The organism is Thioclava litoralis (assembly GCF_045278885.1).
Classification (GTDB): Bacteria; Pseudomonadota; Alphaproteobacteria; order Rhodobacterales; family Rhodobacteraceae; genus Thioclava; species Thioclava litoralis.
Window position 1 is genome coordinate 197,021 of sequence record NZ_CP135443.1, and the last position, 26,459, is coordinate 223,479.

The window sequence follows — 26,459 nt, forward strand, 5'->3', positions numbered from 1 at the left end:
CCAAGCCGAAACGGGTCAAGGGCCTGACAGGGTCCGCCCTAACCGGAGCGTAGAAACCTGAAGCCTGCGCCTAAATTTTACGCATAAGCTCCGGATGGCGGGGCGGGACAAGTAAAATGGTCAGGAAAATCGGGGCCGAGCCAGTCGCTTAACGCAACTCCGCTTTGCTGGAGTGGCACCCGCCCGAGCGGATCTCAAGACACAGCAATCAGCGAATCCGCCGCATAGGTGCCAGGCGCATCAAGGATCAGCGGCATACGGCGCAACGGCAGGCCGTTCTGCATCCGCCGGTCGAACGTGATAAAACGGCCAATCCCCGCCGCCATCGGCTCTTCGGGGATCACCATCGGGAAGCCATGCTTTTGCCGGTGCGCGACAATCAGTTCGACCTGCTCGGGGCGCTTTTCCTTGAGCAGCATGATGGCCGAGAAATCGACGCGCTCATCCGCCGGATTATGGATTGCCAGAATGGGGGTGCGGGTCGCACCCATGAAACTCGGGAAGGCAAATCCGCCCGATAGCACGAAGGCTGCGCGGATCGGCGGCAGCGTGCGGCCAAGATGCTCGGCCAGAAACAGGGTATTGAGCACCGAAATCCCACCGGCAGAGGCCCCTGCCAGCAGATATTCCCCCGACAGGCCGAACTCGGCCTCGCGCGCCGTGATCCAGCCGAAGAACGCGCAGACATCCTCGACCACTGCCATCGGACGACGGCCACGGAAAGACTCGTTCAGCCCCGGGCAATGGGTTTCCCCATCGTTCAGAAGCTCGGATAATTTCTGCTGGGTTGGCCAAGACAGAACCGCTGGCGGGCGCGCCAGACGGTAATCCAGCGCGGCAAAGGCATAGCCCTCATCGACAAAGATCTGGGCGATCTTGGCATGGGTCCAGCTTTGACGGCTTCCCGTACGAAATCCGCCCGCATGCAGCCACACGACAAGCGGCACCGGCCCGGAGGACTCTTTCGGGCGATACAGATCGACATGCAGATCGACCTCTCCCTTCTTATGGGAGGAGGTTGTGTAGACATGCGTGGAACAATCGAAAGAAGACATGGCGGAACGGATCGATGCAGGGAGGGAACTTCCCCGACCATACCGTCACGGACCTCAAAAGCAATTTTTAAGATCTTCCACGACGCCAAAACGCCCTTAAATCAAAGTTAACCCTGTCAACGCGTCATATCCAGCGTCACGATCTCCGCATCTGCACCGCTTTGCGGCGCCGTCTCCGGCACCGCCGCCACCTGATTCGTCGTCTCCGGCGCGGTGCCCTGCGTGGCCGTACCACCGGCAACCCAGCCCGTGTCTGTCTGCGTCAGATCATGCGTCAGACTGGCATAGGCTTCGGTCATCAGTTCCGGTGTCACCGTCTCGGCGCTGCTGACACCGGCCCGCACACGCGCCGCCTGTTGTTCCAGCAAGGAGACGCGGAAGGCAGGGCTTGGCCCCGCAGGCAGAGCCAGGATCTCGCTATCGACATAGCTGGCCGATACGGTTTCGGCGGTGCTGCTTTCCGCCTGCCGCGCCAGTGCCACACCCGTGCCCGTTCCCGTGCCGGACCCGCTTTGCGTGTCCACATTTGCCCCCTGTCCGCTATTGCTCGACGACAAGGCAGCCGCCGCCTCGACTGTTGTCGCCGGAGCGGATTTTGCCAAAGCCGGCATCAACAACGGCGACCAACCGATTGAGGGCAAGAACCCCGAAAAACGATCCATCACCACAGCCCTTTCCCCAAAGAGCCCCCACAGATCAAGCTTGGGCGCGAGTCGTTACCGAAGCCCTAACCATGCGTATAAAGACATGCTATAGTTAACGCCTTAAGGGCTATTCCGGCGAGCCTCGGCACAGGATCTCAGGGGTCGACAGACAGCAGCCTGCCGAACAGAAACTCCAGAAAACGCTCGGCCTCGGCGAAGGGATCGCGTTCGGACCCCAAGATGGTGCGGACCTGCACATCGAAATCAGCATAATGTTGTGTCAGCGACCATATCGAGAAGATCAGGTGATACGGGTCAACCTTGGCCAGCTGACCGGCATCGATCCACTGCTGGATAATTAACGCTTTCTCCTCGACCAGCGTCTTCAACTGCCCAGCCAGACCGTCATGGAAGCGCGGCGCCCCCTGAAGCACCTCATTTGCGAAGAGCCGCGATTCGCGTGGCATCTCGCGCGACATCTCCAGCTTGCGGCGCATATAGGCCATAATCTCGGTTTTCGGGTCCCCCTCGGCGGTCATCGCATGCAGCGGAGCCAGCCAGACATCCAGCAGCCCCGACAGCAATTCGACATGGATCGCCTCTTTCGAGGGGAAGTAATAAAGCAGATTGGGCTTGGACAACCCTGCCTCGGTGGCAATCTGGTCCAGTGTCGATCCGCGGAACCCATGCGCCGAGAACACCTCAAGCGCCGCTTCCAGAATGGTCTGGCGATTCCGGCGCTGGATGCGGGTCAGGGGTTTGCCCGATGTCTTCCCCGCTGCGGTCTGGACAGCGGTCTGCACGCCTTTGTGCTGCGCATTCTGGGGGGCGGATGGGCGTGTATCGGTCACAGAATTCCTCCGAAGCTTTATTTTGCATATCCAGCAATCCGGTTTTCATCAAGTTTGCGCCGGTGAAAGGGCCGGATTTCCCCGCAAGAAACCGTAGATGCGCGCGAAACTGTCATTGGCGCGGCAACAGCCAAGCTGATAGGATATGTCGCGCTATTCCTTTTCGGTGCATATGATGAGATCACTCTCCCTGCCCTGCCTGCTGACAAGTGCCCTGGTCGCGGCCTTGCCTGCAACATTTTCCGCCTTCCCCGCCCATGCAGAGCTGCAAAGCTGCCAGACCTCGATTCGCGGCCAGCAGAACCAGTTCGTCTTCGATGCCGACAATCCGCAGGTGAAAGAAAGCCTGAGCCTGCGCGAAAAGATCTTCGGATCACGCGGCAAGGTCACCTGCCCCGGTCAGGTCACCCTGCGCGCGATGACCCCCGAGCTTGACGATCAGGGCCGCGCGCCCTTCTGCCTGCAATGGGACAAGGACGAGGACACCTATATCGGCTATGCGCAGGGCGAGCGCGACGGGTTCGGCCATTGCATCGAGGCGTCCAAAAGCTTTTGCGAGCGGGTGAACGGCTCGGGCGATGCCGCCAAACAGATGACCGAGAATACCAACGGGTTTGCCAAGGATGTCACCGGCAAGGTGGTGGGCAAGAAGATCGGTTCGGTCGTTGTCAAAACGACAGGGGACAAGCTGAAAGGCCGACTGAAGGATGCAGGCGTGGCCGCTATTGCCGCAGCCTCTCCGGCAGGTCTGGCCGCAGTCGCGGTGACTGCGGTGGCTGTGGGCGGCACGATGTATGTCTGCTCGGATAAGGGGGCGAAGGGCGCGGATGTCGAGGGCACCACAAACCAGTTGCCCGATGGCGCGAATGTCGATGCGACGGTCAATGCCAATGACGGGGCAGAGCTTCTCGGGTCGGAGCTTCCGGTCTTCACCGACCCCGAGGCCGTCACCCCGCCTGTCACGCAACCTGTCGAGGAAGCGCCGCTGAATGCGATCAATCCCGAGACGGGGATCGGCGTTCAGGGCGCGGCCGAAGACGACATGTCGAACAAGAACAAGCACTGACCTGCTGCCTTTCGAAACGATAAAAGGGGCCGGAACATCCGGCCCCTTCCTTTATTCCGCCGCCTGAGAGGCCGGATTATTCGGATGGGTCGTCCAATTGGCATAGGCGGCGACTTCGCGCCCCGTGCGGGGATCAACCTCGCCCAATTCCAGCTCGCGCATGGTGATGCAATCCACCGGACAGACATCCACGCAAAGATTACAGGCCACGCATTCCTCGTCTTTCACCGAATAGACACGGTCTTCAGACACGGCGATGGCCTGGTGGCTGGTGTCTTCGCAGGCCGCATAGCAACGCCCGCATTTGATGCAATCGTCCTGATTGATCTCGGCCTTGGTGACATAGTTGAGGTTGAGATACTGCCAGTCGGTCGTATTGGGCACCGCGCGGCCCACCAGTTCGTCAATCGAGGTGAAGCCTTTCTCGTCCATATATTGCGACAGCCCCGAGATCATCTCTTGCACGACCTTGAACCCATAGGTCATGGCCGCCGTACAGACCTGCACATTGCCCGCGCCAAGCGCCATGAACTCGGCGGCATCGCGCCAAGTGGTCACCCCACCGATGCCGGAAATCGGCAGTCCCACAGTTTCGGGGCTACGCGCGATTTCCGCCACCATATTCAGCGCGATCGGTTTTACCGCAGGGCCGCAATAGCCACCGTGGCTGCCCTTGCCGTCAATCGTGGGTTGCGGCGCGAAACTATCCAGATCGACAGAGGTGATCGAATTGATCGTGTTGATCAGGCTCACCGCATCGGCTCCGCCACGTTTGGCGGCCTCGGCGGGTTTGCGGATATCGGTGATATTGGGCGTCAGCTTCACGATCACCGGCTTGTCGTAATATTGCTTGCACCAGCGGGTGACCATCTCGATATATTCCGGCACCTGCCCCACGGCAGATCCCATCCCGCGTTCGGCCATCCCATGCGGGCAGCCGAAGTTCAGCTCGATCCCATCGGCGCCGGTTTCCATCACCCGCGGCAGGATCGCCTTCCAAGCCTCTTCCTCGCAGGGCACCATGATAGAGGCAATCAACGCACGGTCAGGATAGTCCTTCTTGACGCGGGTCATCTCGTCAAGATTGGTCTGCAGGTCACGGTCGGTGATCAGCTCGATATTGTTGATCCCCAGCACGCGGCGGTCTGCCCCATAGACCACGCCATAACGCGGGCCCGACACATTGACCACCGGCGGGCCTTCCATACCCAAAGTCTTCCAGACCACCCCGCCCCATCCGGCCTCATAGGCGCGGCGGACGTTATATTCCTTATCCGTTGGCGGCGCCGAGGCCAGCCAGAAGGGATTGGGGGATTTGATACCGAGAAAATTGCTCGACAGATCGGCCATGTCTCAGCCCTCCATCAGGAAAGAGTGAATATCTTCAGCCGCATCGCGCCCCTGCGCGACCGCCGTCACGGTCAGATCCTCGCCGGCATGGGTGCAATCGCCCCCCGCCCAGACACGCGCCATGCTGGTGCGCCCGATGCCATCGGTGATGATCTTGCCGCCCGCCACTTTGACCTCTTCGGGCGTATCCCCCAGCGTCTGGCCGATGGCCTTGAAGCATTGATCCGCGCTCAGCCGGAAGGTGTCATCGGTCATCTCAAGCCCGTCAGGGCCCGCCTTGGTATAGGCAAATTCCACCTCGCGCACCGATCCATTGCCGATAATCCCCACGGGGGCGGCATGTTCGATGATCCGCACGCCTTTCGAAAGCGCCAGATCCTGTTCAAAGCCCGAGGCCGGCATCTCGGCCCGCGAGCGGCGATAGACGATGGTCACATTCAACGCGCCCAACAGCTTCGCCTGCACTGCGGCATCCACCGCCGTCATACCGCCGCCGATCACCACCACATCGCGACCAATCGGCAAAGCGGCCAGATCAGATGCCTGACGAAGGTCAGCAATAAAATCGGTTGCCGGAAGAAGGCCGTCTTTCTCTTCGCCCGTCAGACGCAGCGCATTCACCCCCGACAAGCCCATGCCAAGGAAGACCGCATCATAGTCCTCCAGCAACTCGGCCAGATCGCCATCGCCCGCACGGCCCAACATCCAGTTTTCCACCAGAGTGATCCCGCCGATCTGCATCAGCCAAGCGACTTCCTTCTGCGCGAAATCATCCGGCGCCTTGTAAGAGGCAATGCCATATTCATTCAGCCCCCCCGGTTTGCGGCGCGCATCATAGATGGTGACCTCATGGCCCTTCATCGCCAGCCGATGCGCACAGGCCAGACCCGCAGGCCCCGCCCCCACCACGGCCACCGAACGTCCCGTGATGTCGGCGCGCACATAGGGGTGGCTCTGCTTGGCCATCAGCGTATCGGTCGCATGGCGCTGCAACAGCCCGATCTCCACCGGCTTGCCCTCCGCGGTCTCGCGCACACAAGAGCCTTCGCACAGGTTTTCCGTCGGGCAGACACGCGCGCACATGCCGCCCAGGATATTGCTATCAAAGATGGTCTTGGCCGCAGCCTCGGGAGTGCCGGTCGACACCTGACGGATAAACAGCGGAATGTCGATCGAGGTCGGACAGGCCGTCACGCAGGGCGCATCATGGCAGAAATAGCAGCGATCTGCCGCCACCCGTGCCTCATGCCCATCGAGCGGCGGATGAAGATCGGTGAAATTGGCCCCAAGAGCCTCCGGATCAATGCGCCCCGCCACTATTCCGGCTGTGAGCTGGCTGTTGGACATGATGTCCTCCCTGCTTGCGTCTTTTTTCCACAGTGCCACCGAATATTTTTTTATCAAATGGTAAAATATAGGAAGTGCCGAAAAAACTGATCATTGCCCAAGAACAGATCGATGACCCTCTCTGTGCCGTGATTTTCAGCACCCCCCGAACGGCTCTTGATGCTTTTCACTGCGCTATACCTGGCGTATAAGCACGGCCAGAACGCCTGTGGACAAGGAACATTGGCATTCTTGACAGGCCACAACACGCACCTTTCGAGGACCCTATGAGCAATAATATCCGTGAAACCGATGTCGCCTTCATTCAGGCGCTTGCCGAGCTGCTGAATACAAACGATCTGGCCGAAATTTCGGTCACCCGTGAATATGGCGAAGATGACAGCCTGAAGGTGCGCGTCTCGAAACAGTCGACTGTTGTGACCCAGATCGCAGCTGCGGCACCTGTTGCGACGCCCGCACCTAGCGCGGCCCCTGCTGCCGCCGCTCCTGCCGCTGCACCGGCCAGCGAAGACCTCGCCGCCCATCCGGGGGCTGTGACCTCGCCGATGGTCGGCACCGCCTATCTGTCGCCCGAACCGGGGGCTGCCGCTTTTGTCACCGTTGGCGCACAGGTCAAGGAAGGCCAGACGCTGATGATCATCGAAGCGATGAAAACCATGAACCACATTCCCGCCCCGAAAGCGGGGACCGTGAAACGCATCCTGATCGATGATGCGCAGCCGGTCGAGTTCGGCTCGCCCTTGATGATCATCGAGTAAGGCCGGACCCATGTTTGACAAGATCCTTATCGCGAACCGGGGCGAAATCGCGCTACGCGTGATCCGTGCCTGCCGCGAGATGGGCATCGCCTCTGTCGCTGTCCACTCGACCGCCGATGCCGATGCCATGCATGTGCGCATGGCCGATGAATCGGTCTGCATCGGCCCGAACCCCTCGTCCGAAAGCTACCTGAAGGTCAGCCAGATCATCGCCGCCTGTGAAGTCACCGGCGCGCAGGCGATCCATCCGGGCTACGGGTTCCTCTCGGAAAACGCAGGCTTCGTGCAGGCGCTGGAAGATCACGGCATCACCTTCATCGGCCCCTCGGCGGAACATATCCGCATGATGGGGGACAAGATCACCGCCAAGGAAACCGCGAAACGTCTCGGCATTCCGGTCGTGCCGGGTTCGGCCGGTGGCGTGCCCGATATCGAAACCGCGCAGGCCGTGGCCAGCGAAATGGGCTTTCCGGTGATCATCAAGGCCACCGCAGGCGGCGGCGGGCGCGGCATGAAAGTCGCGACCTCGCTCGAAGATCTCGAAGTCGCTTTCCGCACCGCCCGTTCGGAAGCCAAAGCCGCTTTCGGCAATGACGAGGTCTATATCGAGAAATATCTCGAAAAACCGCGCCATATCGAAATTCAGGTCTTTGGCGACGGCAAGGGCCGCGGCGTCCATCTGGGCGAGCGCGACTGCTCGCTCCAGCGCCGTCACCAGAAAGTGCTCGAAGAGGCCCCCGGCCCCTGCATCCCCCCGGAAGAGCGTGCCCGTATCGGCAAGATCTGCGCCGATGCGATTGGCGAACTGGGCTATGCCGGTGCCGGCACCATCGAATTCCTCTATGAGGATGGCGAGTTCTATTTCATCGAGATGAACACCCGCCTGCAGGTGGAACACCCCGTCACCGAGGCCATCTTCGGCGTCGATCTCGTGCGCCAGCAAATCCGTGTGGCCGCAGGGCTCGGCATGGAGTTCACGCAGGACGATCTCAAGATCAACGGTCATGCCATCGAAGTGCGGATCAATGCCGAACGCATCCCCAACTTCGCCCCCTGCCCCGGCAAGGTCACGGCCTTCCATGCGCCAGGTGGTCTGGGCGTGCGCATCGATAGCGCGCTTTATGCGGGCTACAAGATCCCGCCCTATTACGACAGCCTCATCGGCAAGCTGATCGTGCATGGCGCCGACCGTCAGGAGGCACTGGCCCGCCTGCACCGCGCGCTTGGCGAAATGATCATCGACGGTGTCGATACCACGATCCCGCTGTTCAACGCCCTGCTGGAAGAACCCGATATTCAGGCCGGCAACTACTCGATCCACTGGCTCGAGAAATGGCTGAAAGCCAAATACGCATAACGGCAAACCGCGTCCGAGACGCTGCCACATGCTCCAGAAAAAGCAGCAAGGCCGCCGATCAGGCGGCCTTTCCTTTTGGCAAACGGCACCTCAGACGGTTTTCGGGCGCAGCAAGCAGCTATAGCGCCGCTTCTCGCCCTTGCGGTAGTAATCCCCGACATGCTCCCGTTGCGCCACGGGCAGCCCCTCCCAGTCCAGCCAGTCGATATCAAAGCCCTGCACCTCGGCAATCAACTCCATCGCCTTGCGCGAGGGAATGCCGATGGCCGTCACCTCCTGCCCCTCGAACTGGGCAATCGCGTTCAGGTCCTTATGGGTCCGCTCGCGCTGGAGCGCGATCACCGCCCCCGGACGGTCCAGAAATTCGCTATCCACCACCACCAGTTTCGGCCCCAACTGACGCACCAGATCGAACAGGCGCATATGGTCCATCACATGGTAAAGAATGCCCAGAACCCCAACCACATCATAGCGTTGCCCAGCCTCAATCTCGGCCTGCATTCCCGCAAAGAGATCGCCACATTTCAGGCTGACCTTCTTCTTCAGATGCTCGCGCGGAAACTCGGCAAAGCGGTCGATCAGGCTCTGGCGCCCCTCGATCCCCACCACCTCTGCGGCCCCTGCCGCGGCAAAGGCATAGGCCCAACGACCGTCATGGGCCGCCAGATCCAGCACCCGCTTGCCCGCGATCTCCTCCGCCAGCGGTTTGATCACCATCTTATGGCGGGCATTCATCCGGGCCACAGTTCCGGGATCTTCGGAATATCGATCAATCTCCGGCAAAAAATCAAAGAAACCCATGATTTGCGCTCGCCCCCAATTCGGTCCATTCTCGCACTAGGCAGACCCTAAAAGGATAATACGGGCAAGAAAATGGCACAAACGCTAACAGCCGAGCTCCTTCTGAGCGGCTATGCAAATGGCATCTTCCCGATGGCCGAAAGCCGCGAGGATCCGCGCCTGTACTGGTTCGAACCCAAGCTGCGCGGCGTGATGCCGCTTGAGGGCTTCCACCTTTCCCGTTCGCTGGCCCGCGAGATCCGCCGCATGCCCTATCATATCAGGGTCAATCACGCTTTCCGTGCCACGGTCGAAGGATGCGCCGACCGTGAGGAAACATGGATCAACGCGCAACTGTTCGACCTCTATGACCAGTTGCACAACCACGGTTTCGCCCATTCGATGGAGGTCTGGGAAGGAAAGACGCTGGTGGGTGGGCTGTTTGGCATCACCCTCGGGGGCGCGTTTTTTGGCGAATCGATGTTCTCGCGTCGCACCAATGCCTCGAAAATCGCGATCGCCTATGTGGTTGACCGCCTTCGTGTATCTGGCTTCACATTATTTGACACACAATACCTGACGCCGCATCTGGCCAGCCTTGGCGGGATCGAAATTCCCCGCGAAGCATATCGCGCAGAACTGGCACGGGCTTTGGAAAGCGAGGGCGATTTCACAAAACGCCCCCTGCCCTCGGGTCAGGAATTGGTGCAGCGGATGACCCAGACATCGTAACGCTGATTGTCGAGCGCCGAAAGCGCGGGGCTCGACGCGATCATCCAGCCGGAAAACGCCTGTTTATTGGTCTGATTGTCGAAAATGGTCAGATGTGCGAACGCATTCGAACTCGGATCTTCCGAAGGGTAGCGGCATTCGTTCAGAGTCACCTTCAACGTGCCATAGGTCACGCTCTGGCCGGTTTTCAATGCAATATCCGAAGCGATGCCATTGATCTTGTCGAGCCCGCGCAGCTGCGCCCCCGAGGCATCGGCAAGGCCGGTCATAACACCGCTTTCCTGCGCATACAAAGCTGCTGGCAGGATGGCCATCACCGCCACGGAAAGAAACTTGAAGATACGCATGGATCAGATCACTCGGGCTGCCATGCCTCGTAGTCGTGACGCTCGACCGGCATCACGCGACGAAGCGACCCTGCAGGCGCATAAGCCGCAGGCGTCCCGGTGAGGTTTTCCTCATGCGGTTTTTCCCAAGTCTTATGGATCATCGGACGTTCGGTCGGCGGCTCTGCAAAGGTGTGATGCAGCCAGCCATGCCAATCGGGCGACACGCGGCTTGCCTGGCTCTCGCCATTATAGATCACCCAGCGACGCTTGCCGTCCTTGGTCTGGTAAAAGATGTTACCTTGCTCGTCTTCGCCGACTTTCTTGCCATTGCGTGCCGACCAGATGCGCGTATTGAGCGTCTGACCATTCCACCATGTCAGAATCTGAAGCAGGGTTTTCATCTTATTCCTCCGCAGGCTGTCTCAGCCCCTTATATCGCAGCGCACGACAAGGTCCAGTGCGCAGATAGGCTTTGCGACCGATCCCGTGGTCACGAAAACGCCGCCCCGAAAGAACGGAGCGGCGCAAGGATCTTAGCTCGCAGAGCTGCCCTCTTTCTTGGCATCTGCATAAATCAGAAGCGGCTTGGCACTGGCTTGAGTGACCGCCTCTTCATTGACCACCACTTCGTTCACGCCATCCATGCCCGGCAGTTCGAACATCGTATCCAGCAGGATATCCTCGAGGATCGACCTCAGGCCGCGTGCACCGGTTTTCCGCTCGATCGCGCGTTTGGCAATCGCCGACAGCGCATCTTCGGTGAAGGACAGGTCGACGCCTTCGATCTCGAACAGACGCTGGTATTGCTTGACCAGCGCATTTTTCGGCTGGGTCAGAATGATGACCAGCGCATCCTCGTCGAGATCGGTCAGCGTTGCAATCACCGGCAAACGACCCACGAATTCGGGGATCAGACCGAATTTCAGCAGATCTTCCGGCTCGAGTTCGGCAAACAGCTCGCCCACGCCACGGTCATCGTTGTTCTTCACATCGGCGCCAAAGCCCATAGCAGAGCCCTTGCCGCGCTGCGCGATGATCCGGTCAAGCCCCGCGAATGCGCCACCACAGATGAACAGGATGTTCGTGGTATCCACCTGCAGGAATTCCTGCTGCGGGTGTTTGCGCCCCCCTTGCGGCGGGACCGACGCCACGGTGCCTTCCATGATCTTCAGCAGCGCCTGCTGCACGCCCTCGCCCGACACATCGCGGGTGATCGAGGGGTTGTCGGATTTGCGGGTGATCTTGTCGACCTCGTCGATATAGACGATGCCGCGCTGCGCCCGCTCGACATTATATTCCGACGCCTGCAGAAGCTTCAGGATGATATTCTCGACATCCTCACCGACATAGCCGGCTTCGGTCAGCGTGGTCGCATCGGCCATCGTGAAGGGCACATCCAGAATGCGCGCCAGCGTCTGGGCCAGAAGCGTTTTACCACAGCCGGTCGGACCGATCAGCAGGATGTTCGACTTCGACAGTTCGATATCCTGTTTCGACCCGTGGTTCAGACGTTTGTAATGGTTGTGCACCGCGACCGAAAGAACGCGCTTGGCCTTTTCCTGACCGATGACATAGTCATCCAGAACCTTGCAGATATCGCGCGGCGTCGGCACGCCTTCGGAGGATTTCAGCCCCGCCGATTTCGTCTCCTCGCGGATGATGTCCATACAAAGTTCAACGCATTCATCGCAGATGAATACAGTCGGCCCGGCAATCAGTTTCCGGACCTCGTGCTGGCTTTTGCCGCAGAAGGAACAGTAAAGGGTGTTCTTGCTGTCGGAGCCTGTAGTGTTCGCCATGATATCCCTCTGCAGTAACGGCCGGGCGGGTCCGGTCCTTTTGGGCGGCGGGCCACCCGCAAACAAAGTCTAGGGCAGCCCGACCGTCATGCCAATGTCAAATTACCTCTCCCGGTTAAGGGAGGGTCACTTCTTGTCTTCGGTTTTCCCGCGATTTTCGAGAATTTCGTCGATCAGACCCCAGTCTTTAGCCTGCTCTGCCGACATGAAATTATCGCGTTCAAGGGCCGCTTCGACGGTCTCGTAGTCATTGCCGGTATGCTTGACATAGATCTCGTTGAGGCGGCGTTTCAGTTTTGCCGTTTCCTGTGCGTGGATCATGATATCGGTCGCCTGACCCTGATAGCCACCGGACGGCTGGTGGACCATCACGCGCGAGTTAGGCAGCGAGAACCGCATGTCTTTTTCGCCTGCCGTCAGCAGGAGCGAGCCCATCGAGGCCGCCTGACCGATCACCAGCGTCGAGACCTTCGGCTTGATGTATTGCATGGTGTCATAGATCGACAGACCTGCCGTCACCACACCACCGGGGCTGTTGATATACATCGAGATCTCTTTCGACGGATTCTCGGCCTCGAGGAACAGAAGCTGCGCACAGATCAGGGTGGCCATGCCATCATGGACCGGACCCGACAGGAAAATGATGCGCTCTTTCAGAAGGCGCGAGTAAATATCGTAGGACCGCTCCCCGCGCGAGGTCTGTTCGACCACCATCGGCACGAGCGTGTTCATATAGGTATCCATCGGGTCTTTCATGGAAATCTGCCCTTCCCTGTCATTAGTCAGACATGTCTAACGCCAAAATCGTTACTTGAGTCTTATGATCGCGCACCGTCCTTCGCAAGGGACGTTCACGGTTTGCTCAGCGTATTGCGAAGAAATCTCCTCGATTTTGCATAAGATTGTTCGTTTCTCTCCACACAGATCGTCAAACCGCTTTGAGACACCCGCTCCGCGCAATCCGCGTTTGTATGAAATATTTCTCGCACTTCCGATCAGAGCCGCCCTGCCTGCTAGCTGCCGCGATAGGTCGACATGCCATAGGGCGACACAAGCAACGGCACATGGTAATGTGACTTTGCGTCATTGATCCCGAAACGGATCGGCACGATGTCCAGAAACAGCGGCTCGCCCCCTGCTTGGCCGGTTGCGCGCAGATAGTCCCCCGCATGGAAGACCAGCTCGTAAATCCCCGTGGCAAAATCCGCAGCGGGGAGAATCGGCTGGTCCGTGCGCCCATCGGCATTGGTGCGCATCCGCGCCAGTTCAACGCGTTGCTCACCCGCAAGACGAAACAGCACCACCTCCAGCCCCTGAGCAGGGCATCCCCGCGCTGTGTCCAGAACATGTGTGCTCAGATAGCCTGACATGCGATCGCTCCGTCTCGAACCCCATATAGCCCTGCAAGATTGGCCCGAGCGGCAAGGCAGCGCAAGCCGATCATGCCCTGCCACCGCAATTCCCTGAGCGCGCTCTTGAAGTTGCCGCATTTTGGGCTTTTGATCGGAACCAAGACAGGAGAGATAAAAATGGACCGGTATCCCAGAAACATGCGCGGCTACGGTCGCGACGCACCCGATGCACACTGGCCGGAAGGGGCAAAGCTCGCGATATCGCTCGTGCTCAATTACGAAGAAGGCGGCGAGAACAACATCCTGCATGGCGATGCCGCATCCGAGGCGTTTTTGTCCGATATCGCAGGGGCCGCGCAATGGGCCGGCCAGCGCCATTGGAACATGGAATCGATCTATGAATATGGCGCGCGTGCGGGGTTCTGGCGGCTGCACCGGCTGTTCACCTGCCGGAACCTGCCGGTGACCATCTATGGCGTGGCCACGGCGCTGGCCCGCAGCCCCGAACAGGTCGAGGCGATGAAGGAGGCGGGGTGGGAAATTGCCAGCCACGGGCTGAAATGGGTCGAACACAAGGACATCCCGCCCGAAGAGGAAGCCCGCCAGATCACCGAAGCCATCCGCCTGCATACCGAGGTCGTGGGCACCCCGCCCAAGGGCTGGTATACGGGGCGCTGCTCGGTCAATACCGTGGCGCTGACCGCCAAAACCGGCGCATTCGACTGGATCTCGGACACCTATGACGACGACCTGCCCTATTGGCTGACGCTCGAGGGGCGCGACCAGCTAGTGATCCCCTACACGCTGGAAGCCAATGACATGCGCTTTGCCACAGCCCCCGGCTATATCGAGGGCGAGCAGTTCTTCCAGTATCTCAAAGACACATTCGACACGCTCTATGCCGAAGGCGTGGCCGGTCAGGGCAAGATGTTCTCGATCGGGCTGCATAACCGGCTGATCGGGCGTCCGGGCAAAATTGCGGGGCTCACACGGTTTCTCGACTATGCGCAAAGCCACGAGGGCGTGTGGTTTGCCACCCGTGGCCAGATTGCCGCGCATTGGGCCGCCACCCATCCGCCGGTCCACAAACCCCGCCCGAGCGAGATGACACAGGATGAATTCGCCACCCGCTTTGGCCGAATTTACGAGCATTCGCAATGGATTGCGGGGCGTGCTTGGGAGCTGGAGCTGGGCCCTGCCCATGATTGCGCGGCAGGGGTGGCCTCTGTGCTGGCGCGGATTTTCCGCACCGCAGGCCACGAGGCGCAACTGGCTGTGCTGCGCGCCCATCCCGATCTGGCAGGCAAGCTGGCACAGGCCAAACGCCTGACCGCCGAAAGCACCTCCGAACAGGCCAGTGCGGGCCTTGATGCGCTGACCGATGACGAACGCGCGACCTTCCAGCAGCTCAATGCCGATTACGTCGCCAAATTCGGCTTTCCCTTCATCATTGCCGTGCGCGACCACAGCAAGGCCTCGATCCTTCAGGCTTTCCACACCCGCCTCACCCATGACGCCGAGACCGAATTCACCGAGGCCTGCCGACAGGTCGAACGGATCGCGCGCCACCGTCTCAACGATATGGATATCTGATGAGTTCTTCCTATTACGCCCCGCCGGGTGGTCTGCGCGACCAGAACACCCGTACTGTTGATCGCGCGGTTTTCACCGAAGCCTATGCCTTCCTGCCCGCCCATACGCTGTCAGATATCACCACCTCCTACCTGCCGGGATGGGACAAGGCCCGCGCATGGGTTCTGGCCCGCCCCATGTCGGGCTTTGCCGAAACCTTCGCGCAGCTGATTGTCGAGATCGCTCCGGGTGGCCATGCCACCAAACCCGAGCCGGACCCCGATGCCGAGGGCGTGGTTTTCGTGCTGTCGGGCCACCTTGACCTGACGCTCAAGGGCACGCACCATGATCTCTCCGAGGGCGGCTATGCCTTCCTTGCCCCGAACGAGGACTGGTCACTTGCCAATGTCTCCGCGGCACCTGTCACTCTGGTCTGGATACGCAAGATCTGGACCCCCGCCGAGGGCATTGCCAAACCCGAAAGCTTCGTGACCTCGGACCAGCAGACAGCAGCGCGCCCGATGGCGGGCACCGAAGGCAAATGGGCCACCACCCGTTTCGTCGAACCCGACGACATGCGCCACGACATGCATGTCAACATCGTCACCATCCAGCCGGGGGCAACGATTCCCTTTGCCGAGACCCATGTGATGGAGCACGGGCTATATGTGCTACAGGGGCGCGGGGTCTATCTGCTGAACAAGGACTGGGTCGAGGTCGAGGGCGGCGATTTCATGTGGCTGCGCGCCTTCTGCCCGCAGGCCTGCTATGCGGGCGGCACCCAGCCCTTCCGGTACCTCCTGTATAAGGACGTCAACCGCCACATGCCCTTGCGCGGAATGCTGGGGCGCTGATGGATATTACCACCGAACCGCTTACCGCCGAAGCCTTCGCCCCTTTTGGCGATGTCCTGTCGGCGGAGGGAGCGCCCGACCGTCTGATCAATGCCGGCAAATGTGGCCGCTATCATGATCGCGCCGCGCTCAGTTTCTTCGAAGGCCGCGCGGGTGTGTCGATCTTCAAGGCAGAACCGCACAGCCTGCCCTATGAATGCGACCTGCTGGAGCGCCATCCTCATGGCAGCCAATGCTTTATCCCGATGTCGGAACATCCTTTCCTGATCATCGTGGCTCCCGATCTGGGCGACCGCCCCGGCAGCCCGCGCGCTTTTCTGACAAACGGCGCGCAGGCGATCAACTTCCACCGCGGCATCTGGCATGGTGTGCTGACGCCGCTGGCCGGTCCGGGGCTCTTTGCGGTGGTCGACCGCATCGGGGACGGCAAAAACCTTGAAGAGGTAAGGATCGCACCGCCCTTCCGCGTGCGGACCAGCTAGAAGCAGCGCCTCCCCAAACCGGCACGGGCCTGCCCTTATCTGGGCGGTCCGGGGGGCACAGTCTTCGGGGCCCTCTGTGCGGTCCCGAAGCCCCCCTGCTATGGCCGATGGCCGCCCCGCTTGCAGGTCGCTCAACCGCCCCCAATCCCCCAAGAACAGAGATACGGCCCCGCAATGTGACGCAGCGGAAAAGCCGCCTTTGATTGATCTTGCGCGCAAAGGACCAAGATCCTGTCTTAACGGATAAATCTGGAGGGATCACAATGCGCTGGCGCGGAATAAACCATGTCGAATTTTCGGTTCTCGATTACGATGCCTCGGTCGCCTTCTATGACCGCATGTTCGGCTGGCTGGGATATCGCTGCTTCTGGACGCTCGATATCGGGTATCGCTCGACCTATTACATGGCGCGTTTTCCCTTCCCGCATAGCTATATCGGGCTGCAACCCGCCAAATCGGGTGGCAAACTCTCGCATGAAGCCCGCGCGACGGGCATCCATCACATCGCGCTCTGGGCCCGCAACCGGCGCGAGGTGGACGCGTTCCATGCGGAATTTCTGTGCCCGAACGCTGTCCCCGTGACAGATGCGCCCGCAGAATATCCCGTCTATTCACCGGGGTATTATGCGGTATTTTTTGAGGACCCGATCAACGGTATTCACTGGGAACTGGCGCATATTCCGCGACTGCCGTCTTTGGGCGCATGGAAACGCTTCCGTCAGGCGGTGAAAGAGCAAGAAAAGCAGCATCCCGAATGGGGCGGCTCGGCCATGAAACAGGCCGAACGCCCCCTGCCCGGAAGAACCGGGCGATAAAACACCATCGCGCCTGTGACATCAGGCAAACGGGGGCTCCGGTTGAACGGGGGAGCCCCCCCCATCACCTTAAAGATCCGGATCGATCAGCCGGTGATATTCCTGAATGGCGAAACGGTCGGTCATGCCCGCCACATAATCGAGCACCACCCGCGCCAAGAGGATTTCGGCATCCCCCCCCGAGGCCAAGGCCTTGCCCACATCGCCCTGCCAGTCAGACGGAAGCTGCTGCGGGTTTTCCATGAAAAACGGGAATAGCCCGTTGACCATCGTCGTCACCCGCTTGCGCTCGACCACCACGGTCGGGGCGCGATACATGCGGGTGAACAGGAAGCGCTTGATCGCCTTGAGGTTCTGATAAAGCGGCTTCGAGAAACGGATGATCGGCCCCTCCATCGAGCGGATATCGTCCACCGTCTCGGGGCGCAAAGATTCCAGCCGGTTCTGCGCCACAGCGATCACATCCTCGACCATCACACCAAAGACACGGCGCAAGGCCTCGTGCTGGCGACGCGAGCGGTCCAGCCCCGGATACAGCTTGTCGACCGCCGCGAAACACTCGCCGATCACCGGCAATTCGCACAGGTCATCCTCGGTAAACAGCCCCGCCCGCAAGCCGTCATGCAGGTCATGGTGGTTATAGGCGCAATCATCGGCCACCGCAGCCACCTGTGCCTCGGCACTGGCATTGGACGCCAGTTCCAGATCCCACATCGCATCGACTTCGGCCAGTGCGTAGGGCAGATCCTCGCGCCGCGCGACCGTATGGCTGCCGCCACGATCCGAAATCACCGGACCATTATGTTTGGCAATGCCTTCAAGGGCTTCCCATGTCAGGTTCAGCCCGTCGAAATCGGCGTAATGGCGTTCAAGCTTCGTCACGATGCGCAAGGCCTGCGCGTTATGGTCGAAGCCGCCATAGGGCGCCATCAGCTCGTGCAGCGCATCCTCGCCGGTATGACCGAAGGGCGGATGCCCCAGATCATGCGCCAGTGCCACGGTTTCCGCCAGATCGGTGTTCAGCCCCAGATGGTTGGCAATCGTGCGCGCCACCTGCGCCACCTCGATCGTATGGGTCAGACGGGTGCGGTAATAATCGCCCTCATGTTCGACAAACACCTGGGTCTTATGTTTCAGCCGCCGGAAGGCCGAAGAATGGATGATCCTGTCGCGGTCCCGTTGAAACGCGGTCCGGAACGTGGAATAGTTTTCCGGAATAAGTCTCCCCCGAGTCTTCTCGGGATGGCAGGCATAGGGCTTGAGCACGGCAACCTCTTCTTGTCGCGGCATATAAGACATCCTATATCCCCTAGCCTAGGGAAGAACAGGCCCCAACGGGCAGAAAGCGTGTGAAAATGCTGCAAATTCCGCCAAAAGTCACCGAGCGCGCCTTCGCGCGACTGGCAGAAATCAACGAAGATGCCGAGACCCCGCGCGCCCTGCGTGTGGCCGTTGAGGGCGGCGGCTGTTCGGGCTTCCAATATGACATCAAGCTCGAAGAGCAGGCCGCCGAAGATGACCTGATCCTGCAAGGCGCGGGCCAGCGCGTGCTGATCGACCCCGTCTCGCTGCCGTTTCTGGAAAACGCGGTGATCGATTTCACCGACGAACTGATCGGCGCGCGCTTTGTGGTCAATAATCCCAATGCCGTATCCTCCTGCGGCTGCGGGATTTCCTTCTCCATGTAACATGCCACAGGCCGCGCCCGTTTCGTCATGACCGGTGCGGCCTGCGACCTTTTTGAAAGCCGCCCATGCGGATCCCTGATATACTTCTCGCCGGATCGGCAGCCGCTGCCGCCTGCGCCTTTTTTCTGGATCAGCCAGATTTGCTGGCCCTCTGCCTGATTTCCTCGCTCGCGGCGCTTTATCTGGTGCTACGGGTCCGCAATTTCCGGATATCGAAGCCACCGCGCCAGTGGCAACTGCGCCGCAAAGCCCCCGCACCCGCCCCGCACAGGGATCTGCGCGGACACAAGCCCATCCTCATCGACGGCTCCAACGTCCTGCATTGGCGCAAGAACCTGCCCGAGCTGACCGCCCTGCAACGGGTTCTGGCACGGGCCAAAGCCGCCGGTTACGCGCCCCTCGTGATCTTTGATGCCAATGTGGGCTACAAGCTCTCGGACCATTACATGGGGCCAGAAGAGCTTGCGCCGCTGCTTGGCCTGCCCCCCAGGCGGATACAGGTTGTTGATAGCGGCCTGCCTGCCGACCCCGAAATCCTGCGTCAGGCCACACGGCTTGGTGCAAAGATCATCACCAATGACCGTTATCGCGACTGGCTCGACCAGTTTTCCCACGCCAAGCGCAAGAATGTCCTGATCCGCGGCCATTTCCGCGGCGGGCGACTTGTGCTTTCTCTCTGACCAGAGTCAGCCATCCACACCGGACACCCGATGCAGCTCGAAACCGCGATCCGTATTGCCGCACTGGCCCATAAGGGCCAGACCGATAAGGGCGGCGCGCCCTATATCCTGCATCCTTTACGGGTGATGCTGGGGGCCAAGGACCATGACAGCCGCGTGGTGGCCGTGCTGCATGATGTGGTCGAGGATAGCGACTGGACACTCGCGGCGCTACGCATCGAAGGGCTGAGCGACCTTCAGGCCACAGCCCTCGATGCGCTGAGCAAACGCATGGGCGAGCCCTACGAGGCCTTCGTTCTGCGCGCCGCCGCCCACCCGATTGCGCGGGTCGTCAAGCGCCTCGACCTCTTGGACAATCTGGATCTGTCGCGTATTGCTCATATCGGGCCGGAAGACAGGCAGCGGATCGCCCGCTATCATGCCGCGCTCAAGATGCTGGACCAGAGCGGAGACAGGCCATGAAAATCGCGACCTTCAATATCAATGGCGTCAAGGCCCGTATCAATGCGCTGGTGGACTGGCTGAAAGAGGCCGATCCCGATGTCGCCCTGCTGCAAGAGATCAAATCCATCGACGAGGCCTTCCCCCGCGAGATCATCGAGGATCTGGGCTACCGCGTTGAAACACACGGGCAGAAAAGCTTCAACGGGGTGGCGATCCTGTCGAAACTGCCGCTAGAGGACATCACCCGCGGCCTGCCGGGTGATGACAGCGACGAACAGGCCCGCTGGATCGAGGCGACCGTGATCGGCGAGCGCGCGGTGCGGGTCTGCGGGCTGTATCTGCCCAATGGCAATCCGGTGGAGTTCGACGCCGAGGGCGCGCCGGTTGCCGAAGGCAAATACGGCTATAAGCTGGCATGGATGGAGCGCATGAAGGCCCGCGCGACCGAGCTTCTGGCGCTGGAAGAGCCGCTGGTTCTGGCGGGCGATTACAACATCATCCCGCAGGATGAGGATGCCGCCAAACCCGAAAGCTGGCAAAAGGACGCGCTGGCCCTGCCCGAAAGCCGCGCCGCCTTCCGCCGCATACTGAACCTTGGCTTCACCGAGGCCTTCCGCGCCCGCACCCAAGGCCCCGGCCATTACTCTTTCTGGGATTACCAAGCGGGCGCATGGGCGCGCAATAACGGCATCCGCATCGACCACCTGCTGCTGAGCCCGCAGGCCGCCGACCTGATGACCGACTGCCAGATCGACCGTGACATCCGTGGCCGCGAGAAGCCTTCGGACCACGTGCCGGTCTGGATCACCCTCGACGCCTGATCCGCACCTTCTCCCCGTCTCCGTCTAAGACCCGCTTCCCGTTTCGAAAGGACCCCGCCTATGGCAACGAGCTTCGAGCAGCTCAAACAGACCACATTGCTGGATCGGGCCATCGGGGTCATTCTGGGCCTGATCATCCTTTGCACCATTCTGGCCAACTGGGAGATCTTCGCCTTTGCCGCGCCCGTCGCAAAAGTCCTGAGCGTCATCGCCGTGCTGGCGCTGACACCTTCGGTCAAGAATTCGCGCCGGATCTTCGTGGTGGTGGCGCTGGCACTATGCGCCTATGCGTTCCTCTTCTATCCCACACCCTGGGCGGTGATCTCGGAGGCGCTTGGCCGTGCGAGCTTCATCATCGCTTTTTTCTCGGCTCTGGCCACATTGCGCCATGTGGCGGGGATCTCGGAAAAAATCACCCGCGCGGCGGTCTATCTGGCCAGCCAGCCTCCCGGACGTCGCTATAGCGCGCTGACCATCGGCACACAGGCCTTCGCCCCGATGCTGAACTACGGCGCGATCTCGCTTCTGGGGGGCATGTCGCGTGCCTCCTCAGACCGCGAACCCGACCCCGAAATCCGCAAAATCCGCATACGCCGCATGCTGCAGGCGGTCCATCGCGGCTTTGCCGCCAGCCTGTGCTGGTCTCCGCTGGGCTTTGCGATGGTGATCTCGACCTCGATCGTGCAAGGGGCGGAGTTGAACCATATCATCCTGCCCGCCCTCGTATCTTCCGCGATCCTGATCGGGGTCGGCTGGGCGATGGACCAACTGTTCAAGCCGGTGATCCCGCAAGGCCATCACGCAACCCCGCTGCGCGACAGTATGCCCACCACCGCCCGCGATCTTCTGCCGGTGCTCTGGCTGATCCTGCTGATCGCGATCCCCGCTGTCATTCTGGATCTGACCGCCGGATTGCCCGCTGCGATGTCCGTCCTGATGATCATTCCGCTGCTCTCTGCGGGCTGGCTGCTGATCGGGGCCCCCAGACGCACACGCCTCAACCATGCGGTGCTGCACGCCTGCGAATTCGGCTTCATCGAGCTGCCCTCCTATCGCAACGAGATCGTTCTCCTGTCGATGGCGGGGTTTATCGGCTCGTCTGCGGGCACCATGCTTGCGCCAATCGTTGCGGGAAGCGGGCTGGATCTGGCGGCGATGCCGGTCTGGCTGCTGCTGATCCTCCCCATCGTCCTGATCCCGATCGGCGGGCAGTTGGGGATGAACCCCATCCTGTTCGTCTCGCTTTTCGGGCCGCTGCTGCCGACACCGGAGGCGCTTGGCATCTCGCCCACCGCGATGGTGCTGTCGATCACGGCGGGATGGTCGCTTTCGGGGGTCACCTCGCCCTTCACAGCCTCGGTAATGCTTGTGGCGCGGCTGGGCGATGTGACGCCCGCGACCGTCAGTCTCAGATGGAACGGTGCCTATAGCGCTGTCTGTGCGGTGATGCTTGCGCTCTGGCTGATGTTCTGGATCTGATCGAAAAAGCGCGCGACTTTGGCCGCGCGCTTTTCTTATCCGGTTATTGCCTGACTTAAGTCAGCGAAACCATATCATCGCGATGGATCAGCGCCGCCCGTCCGGGATAGCCCAGAATCTCGGCAATTTCCTGCGACTTATGCCCCGCGATCGCGCGCGCCTCGGTCGAGGTATAGCGCACAAGCCCCTTGGCCACGATCTGCCCGTCCGGCGCAAGAATGGCCACCGGCTCGCCGCGACCGAACTCGCCCGAGACCCGCGTCACCCCCGCAGGCAACAGCGATTTGCCATGCGATAGCGCCTGCACAGCCCCTTGATCGACATGCATCTGGCCTTGCGGTTTCATACCCGAAATCCAGCGCTTGCGCGCCACACGCGGGTCCCCCTCGGGGAGGAACCAGCTCGCCCTTGCCCCCTCTTCCAGCGCCAGAAGCGGGCGTGCAACGAAACCGTCCATGATGGCCATCGCACATCCGCCCGCCACAGCCACTTTCGCGGCCAGCAGCTTGGTCTTCATGCCGCCTTTCGAGACACCAGAGATGGGGTCGCCCGCCATCGCCTCGATTTCGGGGGTGATATGCGGCACGACCGGAAAATGTTCGGCGGTCGGGTCGGTCTTGGGGTTGGCGGAATAGAGCCCGTCGACATCCGACAGAAGCACCAGATGGTCCGCCCCGATCGTCACCGCAATCGACGCGGCCAGACGGTCATTATCGCCAAAGCGGATCTCGTCCGTGGCGACCGTATCGTTTTCATTCACAATCGGCACGACGCCCAGCGACAGCAGGGTTTCCAGCGTCGCACGCGAATTCAGATAACGGCGACGGTTGGCGGTATCGTCCAGCGTCATCAGGACCTGCGCGGTGGTCACCCCATGCGGCGCAAGCATTTCCTGATAGCCCTGCGCCAGCCGGATCTGTCCGACAGCAGCGGCCGCCTGCGACTGCTCCAGCGGCAGATCACCTTGGGGCAGTCGCAGGATGCGGCGGCCAAGCGCGATCGAGCCCGAGGACACCAGCACCACATCGGTGCCCTGCCCCCTGAGCATCGCCACATCCTCGGCCAATGCCTGCAACCACTCCGCCCGCAGACCGGCCTGATCGACCAGAAGCGCCGAACCGATCTTGATCACCACCCGCTTGGCCTGCGACAGGCGCGGGCTTTGTGCGGCGGTTGACACGCTGGGGGCACCTGCCATCCGGCCCGCGATCAGGGTTGCCACGATCCGTCCTCGTCATCACCATTGCCACCGCGGTCTTCCACAATCTGCGCCCAAAGCGCGCGCAGCACGGTGTCCACGTTTTTCTTGGCCACGCTGGACATCAGATAGACCTTGCCGCCCACGGCCTCTTCCAGCTCGGCCTTGCGCTCGGCCAAGGTCTCCTCATCCAGCGCGTCGATCTTGTTGAGAACGGTCACGCGGGGTTTGTCGAACAACGCCTCGGAATAGGCTTCCAGCTCGCCCACGATGGTCTGCCAGTCCTCGACCACGGTCTCGGAGGTGCCATCCACCAGATGCAGAAGGACCGAGCAACGCTCGACATGGCCCAGAAACTGGTCGCCCAAGCCGCGGCCCTCGGAAGCGCCCTCGATCAGACCGGGAATATCGGCCATCACGAATTCGCGCCCGTCCACGCCTACGACGCCAAGGTTCGGCACCAGCGTGGTGAAGGGGTAATCCGCGATTTTCGGGCGCGCATTCGACACGGTGGCAAGGAAGGTCGACTTGCCCGCATTGGGCATGCCCAGAAGCCCCGCATCGGCGATCAGTTTCAGACGCAGCCAGATCGTGCGCTCCACTCCTTCCTGACCGGGATTGGCCTTGGACGGCGAACGGTTGGTCGAGGATTTGAAACGCAGGTTGCCCCAGCCGCCATTGCCCCCCTTGGCCAGCAGGATACGCTGCCCGACCTCGGTCAGGTCGGCAATGACCGTCTCTTCATCCTCTTCGATAATCTCGGTGCCGACCGGCACTTTCAGCACGATATCATCGCCATCCTTACCGGTGCGCTGGCTGCCCATACCATGCTGACCGGATTTGGCAAAAAAGTGCTGCTGGTAGCGGAAATCGATCAGCGTGTTCAGCCCTTCGACCGCCTCGACATAGACCGAGCCACCCTTGCCGCCATCGCCCCCGTCAGGGCCACCGAATTCGATGAATTTCTCGCGACGGAAAGACACACAGCCGGCACCGCCGCCGCCGGAACGGATATAGACTTTGGCGAGGTCGAGAAATTTCATCGGGCTGTTCCTTCGGGTTGCAGCAGTTTCGGGCGTGATGTGGCGTTGATACCAATGGCACGGGATACGCTGCCTGCGCCTGCGGATCAAGGTGGGAAGTGGGGCGCGCGGCCACAGCTTGGGGATATTTGCGAAATTCAGGCCGCGGGGTCGGGCGCCTCATAGTCCAAGCCCCAGTCCGGTGCAGGGGCAGCGCGCTGCGCCGACGTTCCCGAACCGGTGCCGGTCACACGGAAGCCCGCCTTTTCCAGCACATGTCGCGAGGCAGGGTTGTCGCAAAACACCCGCGCCGTCAGTTGCCGCAGCCCCCAGGCCTCGGACAGCCAGCCGATAAACCCCTCTAACGCTTCGGACATCAGCCCCCGTCCCACCTCCGCCGGATCAAGGAAATAGAAAATAGCGGGGCACGCGCCCTGCCCCACCCCGATCGAGCCAACGAACCGGCCCTGATGGCGCAGCGCAAGACGGCACGGACGCGCGCCCTGCCAACGGGCTTCGGCCAGAAAGGCGCGTGCCTGCGGCAGTGTCCAATCGGCAGGAAACCGTTGCAGCATCCGCCCGATAGACGGACAGGTCACGAGCCGGTGGAAGACCACATCGTCCTCGGGACGCAGCGGGTCGATCCGCAGGCGCGGCGTGCGGATCTGTGGAACAAAGCGCCGCGCCCAGCCTGCGCGGTCAAGGCGCAAAGGCTGATGCGGGCGCAGGTCCGCCCATGCCACGCTCGGCCGCCTGTCTGCCGGACCATCCTCGACAAACCCGAGCCCGTAAAGAATTCTGGCCGATGCATGGTTGCCGATAAAATAGCCCGCTTTCAGATGATCCACCTGCGGGTCGGCAAAGTGGCAGGCCACAAGATGCAGCGCCGCCTCCTGAATATACCCCTTGCCGCGCGCGTGCGGCGCGAGCCAGTAGCCAAGCTCGCCCACCATCCCGATCATACCGGCAAAGCCCGCGCCATCCTCGATGGCCCAGACCTGCTTGTCCTGACTGCGCGCCACGAATTCCTGTGCATCGGAGAGACGATAGGGGTGCGGCACCCGCCCCAGCCAGCGCGCTGTTTCGAACCCCGAAAGCGCGGAGACAATGGCAGGCACATCCGCCGCAGAGAAGGGGCGCAACCTCAGGCGCGCCGTATGGACATGGCGCGCCAGAAGCATGGCTCAGTCCATTTTCCGCAGATAAGTCCATGTCGGCACCGAGGCATTGCGCGCCACGGACCAGCTTTCGGCATCCCCAAGATATTCGAAACCGGCATTGGTCAGGACACGGCCCGAACCGGGATTGTCCTGAAACACCTCGGCCAGCAGCGTGCGCGAGCCATGCGGATTGGCCGCAACCATCGCCTGCACGGCTTCGGACGCATAGCCCGCATTCCAATAGCCTGCCCCGACCCAGAAGCCGATCTCGGACTGGGTGTCATTGATACGGGTCAGCGACACAATGCCCAACAGCTCGCACGAGCCCTGCGCAGAACCGTCGATCGCCCAGACATCCTCATCGCCCTGTCCTGACAGGATACGCGCGATGAACTGGTCTGACGCCCCCGGCGGGAGCGGATGCGGAATGGCGCGGGTTCCGGTAGCGACACGTTTATCCGAAGTATACATGGTCATCAGCCCGGCATCGGACTTGCGCAGCGGGCGCAGGATGAACCTTTCAGCTTCGATCACAGGTTGGTCAGGGATGGCTTCCTGAAACATGTCGTCCTCCGTAATGCCTCTAGTGTAATCCAGTTTCGAGGCGAATTCTGGCAGATAATGTGCCAAGGTAAAAATCGTATAAAGACCTAGCGTCAATTCGCAAAGAAGCGCCGGATGCCGGATCATTTATCGCGTTCTGGGCGTTTCGCGTTGCATTATGCACAAGGCCCCTCCTCCTCGCGCCAAACGCAAACCCTGCGACACGCAAAAGGGGGACCGGCTGCTGCCGATCCCCCTTCATATTATTCGTGTGACGGGAA

The 26,459-nt window shown here is 61.0% G+C and carries 29 protein-coding genes; 13 read left to right on the forward strand and 16 right to left on the reverse strand.

The window, feature by feature from the left end:
* Positions 1–194: 194 nt before the first annotated feature.
* From RPE78_RS00925 to RPE78_RS00935, 3 genes are all read right to left on the reverse strand, one after another.
* Positions 195–1,055: an alpha/beta hydrolase gene (locus RPE78_RS00925; protein WP_406720981.1), complete on the reverse strand. Its 861-nt coding sequence runs from the start codon at positions 1,053–1,055 to the stop codon at positions 195–197.
* 116 nt (positions 1,056–1,171) lie between these two features.
* Complete coding sequence (locus RPE78_RS00930; RefSeq protein ID WP_406720982.1) at positions 1,172–1,717, reverse strand: hypothetical protein; 546 nt, start codon at positions 1,715–1,717, stop codon at positions 1,172–1,174.
* A 137-nt stretch (positions 1,718–1,854) separates the two neighbouring features.
* Entirely contained in the window at positions 1,855–2,502 is a 648-nt protein-coding gene (locus RPE78_RS00935; RefSeq protein ID WP_406721672.1) for a TetR family transcriptional regulator C-terminal domain-containing protein, read from the reverse strand.
* Between the two features lie 193 nt (positions 2,503–2,695).
* Here RPE78_RS00935 and RPE78_RS00940 point away from each other — a divergent pair, with 193 nt between their 5' ends.
* Positions 2,696–3,616, forward strand: a complete 921-nt coding sequence (locus RPE78_RS00940; protein ID WP_406720983.1) for a hypothetical protein — start codon at positions 2,696–2,698, stop codon at positions 3,614–3,616.
* A 51-nt stretch (positions 3,617–3,667) separates the two neighbouring features.
* On the opposite strand, the gene preA is transcribed toward RPE78_RS00940, so the two are convergent.
* The gene (preA, locus tag RPE78_RS00945; RefSeq protein ID WP_406720984.1) at positions 3,668–4,966 is read right to left on the reverse strand and encodes an NAD-dependent dihydropyrimidine dehydrogenase subunit PreA; all 1,299 of its coding nucleotides are present in this window, start codon (positions 4,964–4,966) and stop codon (positions 3,668–3,670) included.
* Between the two features lie 3 nt (positions 4,967–4,969).
* On the reverse strand, positions 4,970–6,313 hold the full coding sequence (locus RPE78_RS00950; protein WP_406720985.1) for an NAD(P)-dependent oxidoreductase: 1,344 nt from the start codon (positions 6,311–6,313) through the stop codon (positions 4,970–4,972).
* A gap of 266 nt (positions 6,314–6,579) precedes the next feature.
* Here RPE78_RS00950 and accB point away from each other — a divergent pair, with 266 nt between their 5' ends.
* Both accB and accC read left to right on the forward strand, forming a co-directional pair.
* Positions 6,580–7,071 carry an acetyl-CoA carboxylase biotin carboxyl carrier protein gene (accB, locus tag RPE78_RS00955; RefSeq protein WP_339107657.1) on the forward strand — a complete coding sequence of 164 codons (492 nt, stop codon included), beginning with the start codon at positions 6,580–6,582 and terminating at the stop codon, positions 7,069–7,071.
* 10 nt (positions 7,072–7,081) lie between these two features.
* Positions 7,082–8,428 carry an acetyl-CoA carboxylase biotin carboxylase subunit gene (gene accC, locus RPE78_RS00960; RefSeq protein WP_406720986.1) on the forward strand — a complete coding sequence of 449 codons (1,347 nt, stop codon included), beginning with the start codon at positions 7,082–7,084 and terminating at the stop codon, positions 8,426–8,428.
* Positions 8,429–8,518: 90 nt separating this feature from the next.
* On the opposite strand, the gene RPE78_RS00965 is transcribed toward accC, so the two are convergent.
* Entirely contained in the window at positions 8,519–9,229 is a 711-nt protein-coding gene (locus tag RPE78_RS00965) for a methyltransferase domain-containing protein (RefSeq protein WP_339107659.1), read from the reverse strand.
* Positions 9,230–9,301: 72 nt separating this feature from the next.
* Here RPE78_RS00965 and aat point away from each other — a divergent pair, with 72 nt between their 5' ends.
* Positions 9,302–9,940: a leucyl/phenylalanyl-tRNA--protein transferase gene (gene aat, locus RPE78_RS00970; protein ID WP_406720987.1), complete on the forward strand. Its 639-nt coding sequence runs from the start codon at positions 9,302–9,304 to the stop codon at positions 9,938–9,940.
* On the opposite strand, the gene RPE78_RS00975 is transcribed toward aat, so the two are convergent.
* The 5 genes from RPE78_RS00975 to uraH form a co-directional block, all read right to left on the reverse strand.
* Positions 9,904–10,287 (reverse strand): DUF2155 domain-containing protein, encoded by a 384-nt coding sequence (locus tag RPE78_RS00975; RefSeq protein WP_406720988.1) that lies wholly within the window; start codon positions 10,285–10,287, stop codon positions 9,904–9,906. The two genes, aat and RPE78_RS00975, sit on opposite strands and share 37 nt — an antisense overlap.
* Positions 10,288–10,295: 8 nt before the next feature.
* Positions 10,296–10,670 carry an NADH:ubiquinone oxidoreductase subunit NDUFA12 gene (locus RPE78_RS00980; RefSeq protein WP_339107662.1) on the reverse strand — a complete coding sequence of 125 codons (375 nt, stop codon included), beginning with the start codon at positions 10,668–10,670 and terminating at the stop codon, positions 10,296–10,298.
* Between the two features lie 132 nt (positions 10,671–10,802).
* A complete protein-coding gene (gene clpX / locus RPE78_RS00985) occupies positions 10,803–12,068 on the reverse strand; it encodes an ATP-dependent Clp protease ATP-binding subunit ClpX (protein WP_339107663.1) in 1,266 nt (421 codons plus the stop codon).
* Positions 12,069–12,194: 126 nt separating this feature from the next.
* Positions 12,195–12,824 (reverse strand): ATP-dependent Clp protease proteolytic subunit, encoded by a 630-nt coding sequence (locus RPE78_RS00990; protein WP_339107664.1) that lies wholly within the window; start codon positions 12,822–12,824, stop codon positions 12,195–12,197.
* A 257-nt stretch (positions 12,825–13,081) separates the two neighbouring features.
* A complete protein-coding gene (gene uraH / locus RPE78_RS00995) occupies positions 13,082–13,438 on the reverse strand; it encodes a hydroxyisourate hydrolase (RefSeq protein WP_339107665.1) in 357 nt (118 codons plus the stop codon).
* A 159-nt stretch (positions 13,439–13,597) separates the two neighbouring features.
* On the opposite strand from uraH, the gene puuE reads away from it, so the two are divergent.
* The 4 genes from puuE to RPE78_RS01015 all read left to right on the forward strand — a co-directional run bounded on the left by puuE (position 13,598) and on the right by RPE78_RS01015 (position 17,143).
* Positions 13,598–15,013 (forward strand): allantoinase PuuE, encoded by a 1,416-nt coding sequence (gene puuE / locus RPE78_RS01000; RefSeq protein WP_406720989.1) that lies wholly within the window; start codon positions 13,598–13,600, stop codon positions 15,011–15,013.
* The gene (locus RPE78_RS01005; RefSeq protein WP_406720990.1) at positions 15,013–15,846 is read left to right on the forward strand and encodes a bifunctional allantoicase/(S)-ureidoglycine aminohydrolase; all 834 of its coding nucleotides are present in this window, start codon (positions 15,013–15,015) and stop codon (positions 15,844–15,846) included. Before puuE ends, RPE78_RS01005 begins: the two co-directional genes overlap by 1 nt.
* A complete protein-coding gene (locus RPE78_RS01010) occupies positions 15,846–16,328 on the forward strand; it encodes an ureidoglycolate lyase (RefSeq protein WP_406720991.1) in 483 nt (160 codons plus the stop codon). Before RPE78_RS01005 ends, RPE78_RS01010 begins: the two co-directional genes overlap by 1 nt.
* A gap of 263 nt (positions 16,329–16,591) precedes the next feature.
* Positions 16,592–17,143 (forward strand): VOC family protein, encoded by a 552-nt coding sequence (locus RPE78_RS01015; protein WP_339107668.1) that lies wholly within the window; start codon positions 16,592–16,594, stop codon positions 17,141–17,143.
* 69 nt (positions 17,144–17,212) lie between these two features.
* On the opposite strand, the gene RPE78_RS01020 is transcribed toward RPE78_RS01015, so the two are convergent.
* Positions 17,213–18,409, reverse strand: a complete 1,197-nt coding sequence (locus tag RPE78_RS01020) for a deoxyguanosinetriphosphate triphosphohydrolase (protein WP_406721673.1) — start codon at positions 18,407–18,409, stop codon at positions 17,213–17,215.
* An 89-nt stretch (positions 18,410–18,498) separates the two neighbouring features.
* On the opposite strand from RPE78_RS01020, the gene RPE78_RS01025 reads away from it, so the two are divergent.
* The 5 genes from RPE78_RS01025 (at position 18,499) to RPE78_RS01045 (ending at position 22,255) form a co-directional block, all read left to right on the forward strand.
* Positions 18,499–18,831 carry an iron-sulfur cluster assembly accessory protein gene (locus RPE78_RS01025; RefSeq protein WP_339107669.1) on the forward strand — a complete coding sequence of 111 codons (333 nt, stop codon included), beginning with the start codon at positions 18,499–18,501 and terminating at the stop codon, positions 18,829–18,831.
* A 140-nt stretch (positions 18,832–18,971) separates the two neighbouring features.
* Positions 18,972–19,511 (forward strand): NYN domain-containing protein, encoded by a 540-nt coding sequence (locus tag RPE78_RS01030; RefSeq protein ID WP_406720992.1) that lies wholly within the window; start codon positions 18,972–18,974, stop codon positions 19,509–19,511.
* A 30-nt stretch (positions 19,512–19,541) separates the two neighbouring features.
* Positions 19,542–19,973 (forward strand): phosphohydrolase, encoded by a 432-nt coding sequence (locus RPE78_RS01035; protein WP_339107671.1) that lies wholly within the window; start codon positions 19,542–19,544, stop codon positions 19,971–19,973.
* Positions 19,970–20,776, forward strand: coding sequence for an exodeoxyribonuclease III (xth, locus tag RPE78_RS01040; protein WP_406720993.1), 807 nt, complete (start codon positions 19,970–19,972; stop codon positions 20,774–20,776). Before RPE78_RS01035 ends, xth begins: the two co-directional genes overlap by 4 nt.
* Positions 20,777–20,836: 60 nt before the next feature.
* Entirely contained in the window at positions 20,837–22,255 is a 1,419-nt protein-coding gene (locus RPE78_RS01045; RefSeq protein WP_406720994.1) for a hypothetical protein, read from the forward strand.
* A 55-nt stretch (positions 22,256–22,310) separates the two neighbouring features.
* Here the strand turns inward: RPE78_RS01045 and proB are convergent, their stop codons facing one another.
* From proB to RPE78_RS01065, 4 genes are all read right to left on the reverse strand, one after another.
* A complete protein-coding gene (gene proB / locus RPE78_RS01050; protein WP_406721674.1) occupies positions 22,311–23,453 on the reverse strand; it encodes a glutamate 5-kinase in 1,143 nt (380 codons plus the stop codon).
* 11 nt (positions 23,454–23,464) lie between these two features.
* A complete protein-coding gene (gene obgE, locus RPE78_RS01055; RefSeq protein ID WP_339107674.1) occupies positions 23,465–24,496 on the reverse strand; it encodes a GTPase ObgE in 1,032 nt (343 codons plus the stop codon).
* A 137-nt stretch (positions 24,497–24,633) separates the two neighbouring features.
* The gene (locus RPE78_RS01060; protein ID WP_406720995.1) at positions 24,634–25,656 is read right to left on the reverse strand and encodes a GNAT family N-acetyltransferase; all 1,023 of its coding nucleotides are present in this window, start codon (positions 25,654–25,656) and stop codon (positions 24,634–24,636) included.
* A gap of 3 nt (positions 25,657–25,659) precedes the next feature.
* The gene (locus RPE78_RS01065; protein ID WP_339109524.1) at positions 25,660–26,199 is read right to left on the reverse strand and encodes a GNAT family N-acetyltransferase; all 540 of its coding nucleotides are present in this window, start codon (positions 26,197–26,199) and stop codon (positions 25,660–25,662) included.
* Between the last annotated feature and the right edge of the window lie 260 nt (positions 26,200–26,459).

Excerpts from the sequence above, each read along its gene's own strand:
- RPE78_RS00925 (WP_406720981.1), bottom strand. The coding sequence starts at position 1,055 with ATGTCTTCTTTCGATTGTTCCACGCATGTCTACACAACCTCCTCCCAT.
- RPE78_RS00930 (WP_406720982.1), bottom strand. The coding sequence starts at position 1,717 with ATGGATCGTTTTTCGGGGTTCTTGCCCTCAATCGGTTGGTCGCCGTTG.
- RPE78_RS00940 (WP_406720983.1), top strand. The coding sequence starts at position 2,696 with ATGTCGCGCTATTCCTTTTCGGTGCATATGATGAGATCACTCTCCCTG.
- preA (WP_406720984.1), bottom strand. The coding sequence starts at position 4,966 with ATGGCCGATCTGTCGAGCAATTTTCTCGGTATCAAATCCCCCAATCCC.
- RPE78_RS00950 (WP_406720985.1), bottom strand. The coding sequence starts at position 6,313 with ATGTCCAACAGCCAGCTCACAGCCGGAATAGTGGCGGGGCGCATTGAT.
- accB (WP_339107657.1), top strand. The coding sequence starts at position 6,580 with ATGAGCAATAATATCCGTGAAACCGATGTCGCCTTCATTCAGGCGCTT.
- accC (WP_406720986.1), top strand. The coding sequence starts at position 7,082 with ATGTTTGACAAGATCCTTATCGCGAACCGGGGCGAAATCGCGCTACGC.
- RPE78_RS00965 (WP_339107659.1), bottom strand. The coding sequence starts at position 9,229 with ATGGGTTTCTTTGATTTTTTGCCGGAGATTGATCGATATTCCGAAGAT.
- aat (WP_406720987.1), top strand. The coding sequence starts at position 9,302 with ATGGCACAAACGCTAACAGCCGAGCTCCTTCTGAGCGGCTATGCAAAT.
- RPE78_RS00975 (WP_406720988.1), bottom strand. The coding sequence starts at position 10,287 with ATGCGTATCTTCAAGTTTCTTTCCGTGGCGGTGATGGCCATCCTGCCA.
- RPE78_RS00980 (WP_339107662.1), bottom strand. The coding sequence starts at position 10,670 with ATGAAAACCCTGCTTCAGATTCTGACATGGTGGAATGGTCAGACGCTC.
- clpX (WP_339107663.1), bottom strand. The coding sequence starts at position 12,068 with ATGGCGAACACTACAGGCTCCGACAGCAAGAACACCCTTTACTGTTCC.
- RPE78_RS00990 (WP_339107664.1), bottom strand. The coding sequence starts at position 12,824 with ATGAAAGACCCGATGGATACCTATATGAACACGCTCGTGCCGATGGTG.
- uraH (WP_339107665.1), bottom strand. The coding sequence starts at position 13,438 with ATGTCAGGCTATCTGAGCACACATGTTCTGGACACAGCGCGGGGATGC.
- puuE (WP_406720989.1), top strand. The coding sequence starts at position 13,598 with ATGGACCGGTATCCCAGAAACATGCGCGGCTACGGTCGCGACGCACCC.
- RPE78_RS01005 (WP_406720990.1), top strand. The coding sequence starts at position 15,013 with ATGAGTTCTTCCTATTACGCCCCGCCGGGTGGTCTGCGCGACCAGAAC.
- RPE78_RS01010 (WP_406720991.1), top strand. The coding sequence starts at position 15,846 with ATGGATATTACCACCGAACCGCTTACCGCCGAAGCCTTCGCCCCTTTT.
- RPE78_RS01015 (WP_339107668.1), top strand. The coding sequence starts at position 16,592 with ATGCGCTGGCGCGGAATAAACCATGTCGAATTTTCGGTTCTCGATTAC.
- RPE78_RS01025 (WP_339107669.1), top strand. The coding sequence starts at position 18,499 with ATGCTGCAAATTCCGCCAAAAGTCACCGAGCGCGCCTTCGCGCGACTG.
- RPE78_RS01035 (WP_339107671.1), top strand. The coding sequence starts at position 19,542 with ATGCAGCTCGAAACCGCGATCCGTATTGCCGCACTGGCCCATAAGGGC.
- xth (WP_406720993.1), top strand. The coding sequence starts at position 19,970 with ATGAAAATCGCGACCTTCAATATCAATGGCGTCAAGGCCCGTATCAAT.
- RPE78_RS01045 (WP_406720994.1), top strand. The coding sequence starts at position 20,837 with ATGGCAACGAGCTTCGAGCAGCTCAAACAGACCACATTGCTGGATCGG.
- proB (WP_406721674.1), bottom strand. The coding sequence starts at position 23,453 with ATGGCAGGTGCCCCCAGCGTGTCAACCGCCGCACAAAGCCCGCGCCTG.
- obgE (WP_339107674.1), bottom strand. The coding sequence starts at position 24,496 with ATGAAATTTCTCGACCTCGCCAAAGTCTATATCCGTTCCGGCGGCGGC.
- RPE78_RS01060 (WP_406720995.1), bottom strand. The coding sequence starts at position 25,656 with ATGCTTCTGGCGCGCCATGTCCATACGGCGCGCCTGAGGTTGCGCCCC.
- RPE78_RS01065 (WP_339109524.1), bottom strand. The coding sequence starts at position 26,199 with ATGTTTCAGGAAGCCATCCCTGACCAACCTGTGATCGAAGCTGAAAGG.